The 8,520-nt window shown below is 41.6% G+C and carries 8 protein-coding genes and 1 pseudogene; 2 read left to right on the top strand and 7 right to left on the bottom strand.

The window, feature by feature from the left end:
- A partial coding sequence (locus E0H77_RS13685) for an OprD family outer membrane porin (RefSeq protein ID WP_131378825.1) occupies positions 1 to 222 on the top strand: 222 nt, incomplete at its 5' end.
- Positions 223 to 323: 101 nt separating this feature from the next.
- Here E0H77_RS13685 and E0H77_RS13680 read toward each other — a convergent pair.
- From E0H77_RS13680 to E0H77_RS13670, 3 genes are all read right to left on the bottom strand, one after another.
- On the bottom strand, positions 324 to 1,472 hold the full coding sequence (locus E0H77_RS13680; RefSeq protein WP_131378823.1) for a sterol desaturase family protein: 1,149 nt from the start codon (positions 1,470 to 1,472) through the stop codon (positions 324 to 326).
- Positions 1,473 to 1,640: 168 nt separating this feature from the next.
- Positions 1,641 to 2,954: an MFS transporter gene (locus E0H77_RS13675; protein WP_131378821.1), complete on the bottom strand. Its 1,314-nt coding sequence runs from the start codon at positions 2,952 to 2,954 to the stop codon at positions 1,641 to 1,643.
- A 234-nt stretch (positions 2,955 to 3,188) separates the two neighbouring features.
- The gene (locus E0H77_RS13670; protein WP_131378819.1) at positions 3,189 to 3,842 is read right to left on the bottom strand and encodes an ArsR/SmtB family transcription factor; all 654 of its coding nucleotides are present in this window, start codon (positions 3,840 to 3,842) and stop codon (positions 3,189 to 3,191) included.
- Between the two features lie 208 nt (positions 3,843 to 4,050).
- On the opposite strand from E0H77_RS13670, the gene E0H77_RS13665 reads away from it, so the two are divergent.
- The gene (locus tag E0H77_RS13665; protein ID WP_131378817.1) at positions 4,051 to 5,349 is read left to right on the top strand and encodes an MFS transporter; all 1,299 of its coding nucleotides are present in this window, start codon (positions 4,051 to 4,053) and stop codon (positions 5,347 to 5,349) included.
- Positions 5,350 to 5,706: 357 nt separating this feature from the next.
- Here E0H77_RS13665 and E0H77_RS13660 read toward each other — a convergent pair whose 3' ends face one another.
- The 4 genes and pseudogenes from E0H77_RS13660 to E0H77_RS14085 all read right to left on the bottom strand — a co-directional run.
- A complete protein-coding gene (locus E0H77_RS13660; protein WP_131378815.1) occupies positions 5,707 to 5,970 on the bottom strand; it encodes a TIGR03643 family protein in 264 nt (87 codons plus the stop codon).
- Positions 5,971 to 6,125: 155 nt separating this feature from the next.
- Positions 6,126 to 6,743: a trimeric intracellular cation channel family protein gene (locus E0H77_RS13655; RefSeq protein ID WP_131378813.1), complete on the bottom strand. Its 618-nt coding sequence runs from the start codon at positions 6,741 to 6,743 to the stop codon at positions 6,126 to 6,128.
- A gap of 18 nt (positions 6,744 to 6,761) precedes the next feature.
- Positions 6,762 to 8,021, bottom strand: coding sequence for a M20 family metallopeptidase (locus E0H77_RS13650; RefSeq protein WP_131378810.1), 1,260 nt, complete (start codon positions 8,019 to 8,021; stop codon positions 6,762 to 6,764).
- Between the two features lie 343 nt (positions 8,022 to 8,364).
- Positions 8,365 to 8,489: pseudogene (locus tag E0H77_RS14085) on the bottom strand (IS3 family transposase); the annotation flags it as partial.
- Positions 8,490 to 8,520: the final 31 nt, after the last annotated feature.

Below are 8,520 nucleotides of genomic sequence, written 5' to 3'. Positions count from 1 at the left end.
GGTTTAAATGCCATGGTGAAATATGTATATGGTAATCACTTTAAAGCCGCCAACGGCAGTAAAAACATGGAAAGTGAATCCGATATCATTGTGAATTATGCCTTCCAGCAACCTTATCTGAAGGGCTTGTCTTTGCAATATATTCGTATTGATTATGGGATTAAGACGGGTAATGATTTTGGTGAAGACCGTTTCTTTATCAATTATTGTAAGAAGTTCTAATTGCAATATCATGGAGGTCATTGGATCGTACCACTGGCCTCCGATGGTTTAATATGGTTGTTATTTATTACATCAGTCGTTTAGCTGAACAGTGACTCATTTTAATTTTCATTTTTAGCATTAACTTGTGGTAACTGATCTAATTCCAGCTCCTTTGCTGGTTGATTTATGGATATCGGCGCATCGGTTCTGACATGAGGCTTAAAGGTTTGTTTTTGACCATTCACTGGTTTTTTCATATGAATAGGTCTGTAGTTTTTGCTAAAGACCACACCACCAAGACGCCAGCCATCTAAACAGGTCACACTCCCCCAAAACCGCTTTAAGGATTCTACCTGTACACCAATCAGACCTTTATCGTTGTCGATATTTACCATCTTGTCGCCAGTTACTCCCGTTGGGTGTACAGGCTCGTTATATAAGGCCGTTTTGAAAATAACATCCCAGATTGCAAATACTTGCCCAAAATTACAGTTATGCAGTGTTGGGCATTCAGGCACAAAGTCCATATGGTGTAAACGGTGAAACTCTGGGCTAACAAAAATTTTGCCAAAAATTGGACCAAAGCCAATACGCACATTGGCATGGGAGAAATTTTGTACCAACTCACCCAGCAGCATTAACCAAACAAATTCTTCACCAGATACGCCCCAAAATATCCCCACGCCCGCTAAAACAAACGACTGTCCCATTCCATCTAGATAATTGGTACGATCATTGGTCCAGCAACTCATTTGACGTTGGCTATGGTGGAAGCTATGCATTGCCCACCACCAAGGCACAACGTGTTGAATACGATGCATCCAGTAATAAACTAAATCATACGTTAAATAATAGAGAATAAAAAACAACCAAGTATGTTCTTTTAGCCATGGAAATTGAGATCTCATACTCCAACTGGTGTCATCACTCACTGTAGGTGAAACACCACTAAAATAATTTACGATTGGCGTCATGATCAAAAAGGCAAACAGCGGAAATAAGCCGACCAACATCAGCCAAGTTAAATGAAAATCTATGCGGGCATAACGACGATCTGCCCACTTTTCAGCAGGAATCAAATTTTCCAAGGGGCGAAATAAGCCACCGATGATCAACAGCTGTAGTCCACCAATCATTAAGGTTGATGCGATATCTGTTGGTGAATCAGTATATTTCGTAATATCTAAAAAATTAAGAATAGGCAAAATTGCATGGTGGCCTAACCAAATAGCGCATTGCTCCCAAAGAGCCGCTATTTCAGATAACATATTTCACTCCGTTTACACCAATAACGACGCTCCACGAGCTAGCCATAGCCTTGCTAATGCTTGTCAGTGCAACTATTTTTTGTGTCCATAAATAGTTAACAGGCATGAAATTAAAATTTCATTAAGAAATCTCGCGATGCCCTAAAAAACAAAAGCAATAAAGCGATCTTATTGAGGTTTCGACCACTTTGGATGATGATCATCAATCATATACTCATGTATATGCACGCCATTGACTTGGTGCTCTAATAAGTGCTCATGATCTGGTGGTAAATCGTCATGGCGGTGTGGTAAAAATGTCTCATCTTGAGATGACCATAAAGACATCGCTAGAATTAATGCACCAGTCGCGATAACAGCCATAGGAATAAATGTCTGTAAAGTCCCAAAATGAGTACTCAACCATCCCACTAAGGGATAAGTAATTAACCAGCAAGCATGTGAAAATGCAAATTGTGCAGCAAATAACGAGGTTCTGTTTTCACTCGCAGCAGACTTACGAATAAGGCGACCTGTTGGTGTTTGCGAAGTAGAGTAGCCAACGCCTAAAATAAACCAAAGTACAAGCAATCCACTATATGAAGTGACTAAGTATCCGCTAAATAAACCTAAAACCAGTACTGTTGTGCCAGTTAACATGACCGATCTGTCTGAAAATTTATCGAGCACTTTAGGCAAAATAAACGCTGATAACATAGAACCCAAGCCAAATAGTCCAAAAGCCCAAGTTGTCGCGTGCTCAGTTAATTTAAAGGTTGATTGAACCAGTACCACTGTATTGACAATAACCACAGCACTCGCAGACGCAATGGCAAGATTTAATGCCAATAAAGCCTTTAGGCGAGGCGTATTAAAATAGATTTTTGCACCTTGCTTGATTCTGCGATAGACCCCTTTAAATTCAGGTTTTTTTGCTTGAGGTAATTTCGCACTCACAACAAAAAGAGCTGAGCCAATAAAACCAATGACAGTCCCTAGAAATAAATTATGATAGCTAATATAAGTTAATAAAAAACCCGCTAGCATCGGACTAATAATATTTTCCAGATCATACGCTAAACGGGAAAGAGACAAGGCATTGGTATATTCTCTTTCTTGAGGCAATACATCTGGAATCATGGCCTGAAATGTCGGTGTGAATGCAGCAGAAGCAGATTGCAAAACAAAAATAAGGATATAAATCTGCCAAACTTGAGTGACGAAAGGCAAACATAAAGCCGTCAAAGCTCGGATGATATCCAGAGTGACGAGAACTTTTTTGCGTGGTAGCCTCTCTGCAAATGCTGAAGCGACTGGTGCAACACCAATATATGCAATCATTTTAATTGCGAGAGCAATACCCAGTACTTGAGCTGCTTGTCCTCGTGCAAGATCATATGCTTGTAAGGCTAATGCGATAGTAATCAGCCCTGTTCCAATCAAAGCAATTACTTGAGCTAAAAATAAATGCCTATACGTTATGTTTTTTAACACTTCTAGCATCTTATGAATTCCTTATAGCATCTACATTGGTGTTCAGACGGCTGAATATATGCTCCTAAGATTGGCTATAGCTTAAATATGAGATGTTACTGAGCATTGAAGCGATAAAAAGTAAAAAGCTGGATCAGTTCAATCACAGAAAAGAAAATTGAAATCTATTTCAATGCAGCGTAAAAAATAAAATTTTAAACATTTATTGTTACCGCTATTTTGCGGTAAACATTGGAGGAATTTTTACTTATCCTGCATTTCTGCCCAGTCCGTAGCATTCGTTTTAAGTGCCAGCGCAGTATAGCCCTGCTGCTTTAAAATCTGAATCGCATCGGCTGTCATAATACAATAAGGCCCTCGACAGTAGACAGTCACAGGAACATTTTCTGGAAGCTCATGTAAACGTTTTTTGAGCTCAGCTAAAGGAATAGATTTAGCAAACGGAAAATGAGCATGATCAAACTCATTTTCTGGGCGCACATCAAGAATAATCATTTCTCCAGCTTTCGCTTTTTCTAATAACGTGTGCTGGTCTTCACTGTAACTTTCACCTTCTAGCTGACTGAGATGCTGTAAAGCGTCCTGCAATTCAAACAAGCGATCTTGGGCAAAATCTCGCATGAGACTCAAAAACTGTGGAACTTCTGCACTGGCAAGACGATAAAAGACCTGCTTACCACGACGCTCTGAGTTGACCAAACGAGCTACACGTAATTCTTTTAGATGCGCACTCGCCAGTTTCACACTGATATTTGCCTCATGGGCCAACATTTCAACTGGCTTACTGACCTGTAATAGTAAATCGAGTAATTCAAGTCGTTTGGGATTTCCAAGAACTTTAGCAATGCGAGCTAACTGTATGTAGAGTTCCAATTTAATTTCGCGCGCATTCGTCATTGTTGCATCCTCTTACCCAATTTTTGAATCGCTCTCATTTTGGCATAGTTAAATCTCCAAAACCAACATTCCAATTATCTTTAGAATGTTTTATATTAAATCAACAACCACACTAAAAATGAATTGAATGACCATGTGGCTGTGAAATTTAATTTACAGATGTTCAATTTTCACAACGCACGGATAGGTCAATATCAGGAGCATCCTCATGCCGAAATTCAATGCCTCTGAGTCAACGTATAGGTATGGTATTCGTGAAAACTTAGCTCAATTTGCCTATCAACTATTACAAGTGTTTTTGGTTGGTTTAACCATTGGCATGTTTCGTACCGTTGTACCTGCTTTAGCTGAAGATGAATTTGGTGTATCCAAAGGTTCTTTTATGCTACTGACCGCTTTTGTCGTGGCATTTGGTTTTGTCAAAGGCACACTCAATTTTGTTGCGGGGCGTTGGTCTGAACGAGTTGGACGCAAAAAAGTCTTGATTTTTGGCTGGCTGATAGCCGTCCCGATTCCATTTCTGATTTTTTTTGCCTCTTCATGGAACTGGATTGTTGCAGCAACCATTTTGCTCGGAGTCAATCAGGGCTTATGTTGGTCGATGACACAAACCTCAAAAATGGATATGACCCGTGCAGATGAACGCGGTTTAACGATGGGGCTAAATGAATTTTCAGGATACATTGGTGTTGCCTTGGCGGGTATTTTGACCAGTTATATGGCACTCATATGGGGAGCACGGTTGGGGTTACTGATCTTTGGTTCAGTCGTGATCTCGTTGGCGCTCATACTGGCGTTTTCCCTCGTTAAAGAAACTCAAGAATGGGCTAGAATTGAAGCTCAACAAAGCTTGAAAAAACCGCCACACCAGCAACCATCCAAAGCACTTGGCAACTTCCCAACACATCCAACTACAGCACAAATGTTCTATTTGATGAGCTGGAAGGATCGGCGTATGGCGGCTTTTTGTCAGGCTGGGATGGTGGAAAAATTTGTCGATGCTTTGGTCTGGGTCTTTTACCCAGTATTTCTGCATCAACATGGGCTGAGTTTAAATGCGATTGGTTGGATAGTCGGGATATATGGTTTTGTCTGGGGAAGTACACAATTGCTTACTGGCAAGCTGTCCGATCATATTGGTCGGATGAAACCTATCGTTTGGGGAATGTGGATTTGCGGACTAGGTGTTGGGCTTATGCTGATTCGAGATGGGATGATTTGGTGGTCTGTTAGTGCTGCAATCACTGGATTTGGTATGGCTTTATTGTATCCCAATCTCGGGGCTGCTGTTGCCGATCTATCACATCCAAACTGGAGGGGTTCAGCGATTGGCATTTACCGCTTTTGGCGTGATCTAGGCTATGGTGTAGGTGCATTAAGTTTTGGTGTGGTTGCACACTTTGCTGGTGCTGTTACGGCAGGTTTCTGGTTCGTCAGTATTGCCATGCTGTTCTCTGGAATGCTAGTCATGTTATGGGGTGAGGAAACTCATCCAAATATTCATTAAATCATAGACACATACTTTCATACATCTAAGTCAATGTTTATTAAAAATAAATGAGAGACAAACACTTTTTCGAGATTATTTCAGCATGATCATGTTATGAATGTTATGAATGTTATGAATGTTATGAATGTTATGAATGTTATGAATGTTATGAATGTTATGAATGTTATGAATGTTATGAATGTTATGAATGTTATGAAATAGAAGATACCATCCAGCGACTTGCAACTAAAGCATTCATTTTATTTAAAATATAAACTGATTTGAAGGGTAAGGGCATTCTTTACTTCAATTATTTGTGCATCTAAAAAAGTGCATAAGCCCGTGAACCAAATGTACAGGCTTAAGATCACCTGATCATGCGTGCTTATACTGGCGACTACAGTAGGCGCGACTGATATCTGCTGAACGTAACTGCAAGTGTTTGGTTTTACGCCCTGTGACTCGCTTACGCCAAAGTTTAAAGCTGCTTGATTTTAAATTCTGGCGCATCAGTTCAATCACCGCAGGCTCATTTAAACCATACTCACGTTGAATTGCTTCAAAAGGTGTTCGATCTTCCCACGCCATTTCAATTACACGAGATAGATCAGCATCGAGCATTTTTACATTACGAAACATCGAGTTATTCCCATTTCCCACATATTTAAGAAAATTCGTTGAGTTTGATTTGCTTTACAAATGCTTATACATAACCTAAGTATTTATTTGATGCAATTGAATTTGAAAAAATAAATTTTCAATTTCTCATCTAAAGAACCTGTGTCAGATTCTTTTTATTGTTTGGGTTTTTGTGCAATAGGCAAGTGCCAGCCATGACGAATCGCCATTAAACGTAGCCCAAAACAAAGCAATGCACCAGCCGTGGTAGCAGCCGTAGATGGAATATGCAGAAATGGACTGATGACAACAATACTTGAACCCGCCAGAGCTGCAGTTGCATAGACGTCAGCACGCATCACTGTAGGTACCTCTGCCAAAAGAATGTCACGCACCATTCCGCCACCAATACCTGTCAGCATACCCAACAATGTTGCCATGATAGGGTTTAAACCAAAAGTCAGCGCTTTTTGTGTACCAGCAACAGCAAATAGCCCCAGCCCAGCCGCATCAAATATCAGCATGGAGCTGCTCAATTTGTCGATGATCGAAGACCTGTAAAATGTGACGATGCCTGCGAGCAGGGAGGCTGCCAAATAGCGCCAATCATTAATGGCATTTGGCGGAACAGATCCGATAAGTACATCACGAGTAATTCCTCCGAAATTACCCGCTACAAAGGAAAGTACAAGAACTCCAAAAAGATCAAGCTGTCGCTTTACCCCTGCAATTGCTCCACTAATCGCGAAGACAAATGTTCCAACCAGATCAAGCACTAAGAGCAGCGTTTCCATGCTAAGCCTCCCAGATCTTTAAGTTGTTAGCCAGGCAAGGGCTGCCACGACTAAAGTTTCAACGCCTGTTTCCAAAGTCGGATGCAACACTGGAGCAAATAACGGACTATGGTTAACTGGCATTTGGTTTAATGTTCCTTCAGCTTTTGCCTTGGCGTAAGCTGCTGGATCTGTACCACCAACAAACCAAAATACCGATGGAACCTGCCAAACTGTAGCGAAGCAGCCAAAATCTTCACTTGCAGGTGATGGCCCAGTGTGGTGAACGCGTGCTGGTGAAAAATAGGCGCGGAATGCTTCGGCAACGCAATTACTTGCGTCCACATCATTAACATTGAGAGGATATTGATCCAATGGGGTAATCTCTGGTTTGCGTGGAGCTCCCGAGGCTTCTGCCTCTGCATTCACGATTCTCTCAATCGCGGCTAAAACGCGTGTGCGAACTCCTGCGTCAAAAGTCCGAACATTCAGTTTGATGATTGCCTCGTCAGGAATCACGTTTTCTTTTGTACCTGCCTGCAATACACCCACGGTGATCACGGCTGCTTCGGTTGCTGCCACCTCACGCGCCACAATCGTTTGCAACCGAAGAACAGTAGATGCAGCCATAACCACAGGATCAATGGCAGCTTGTGGCATAGAGCCATGAGCACCACGACCAAATAGTCTGATCTGCAAGCTATCTGCGGCTGAGGTGATGGGACCTGCACTACCTGCAATTTCTCCAGCTGCCCCCAACATGACATGCTGACCAAGCACCACCACAGGTTTTGGAAAACGTTGCAGCAGGCGATCTTCTATCATCGCTCTAGCCCCTTCAGCGGTTTCTTCACCAGGCTGAAACACGATCATCAAAGTACCTTTCCAAACATCACGAGCTTGGGCAAATAAAACAGCAGCACCGACTAGCCACGTGACGTGCATATCATGACCGCACATATGCCCAACAGGTACAGGCTTTCCTTGGTTATCCATCTGGGTGACTGTACTGGCGTACGGAAGTTTGGTGGCTTCTTCGATCGGAAGGGCATCCATGTCGGCACGTAACATGATTGTTGGGCCATCGCCATTATGCAAAAGACCGACCACGCCTGTTTTTCCAACACCCGTTGTAACCTCGTAACCTGCCTTGCGCAGCCAGTCTGCGGCAAGCCCTGCAGTTCGGGTTTCTTGCATTGACAATTCAGGATGAGCGTGTACGTCTTTGTACAAGGTTTCCAGTTCAGGCATGACCTGATCCAGATTTTTTAAGATGGCTGTTACTGCTGTACGATTCATAAAATCATCCTTAAACAATGAGTGGGTAACAACAAGATTTACATCTTCAGATTAGCTCTGCGCCATGTAGATAACTCATCGCATTGCTACCGTCAGATATAATCTGGATTGTTTTACTCAAATAAAGTCCATTATTTTCAATTTTCACTGCGCGTGGTCGGTCTTATTCTAGCCAATTTGGAAACTGAAATGAGTCCAAATCTGGTTTTCTTCATCCGTCTGAAAAAAACCGCTATAGGCAATATAGCTTTAAGCTTTTGTTTATATTTTGCACCACTATTACTGAATAACCACTAAAATTCTAGACACACATCACGATCTTTTGATAGGCCTTTTCATCATCTCATCGAGAACACCGACCATTATAGAACTGTGTCTGTGTTTTGAATTTTAGAACATCCCAATATACTCAAAGATATCAGACTTGGCTTCAGCTCTTGAGGTATATATTTTCTTCTTGATCCTTTCTCAATAACTTGCTTGACTGCTTCAATTTTGA

This window comes from Acinetobacter brisouioides (assembly GCF_004331075.1).
Classification (GTDB): domain Bacteria; phylum Pseudomonadota; class Gammaproteobacteria; order Pseudomonadales; family Moraxellaceae; genus Acinetobacter.
Note: the sequence above shows the minus strand (reverse complement) of the source record. Positions and strands in the feature narration are given on the sequence as shown.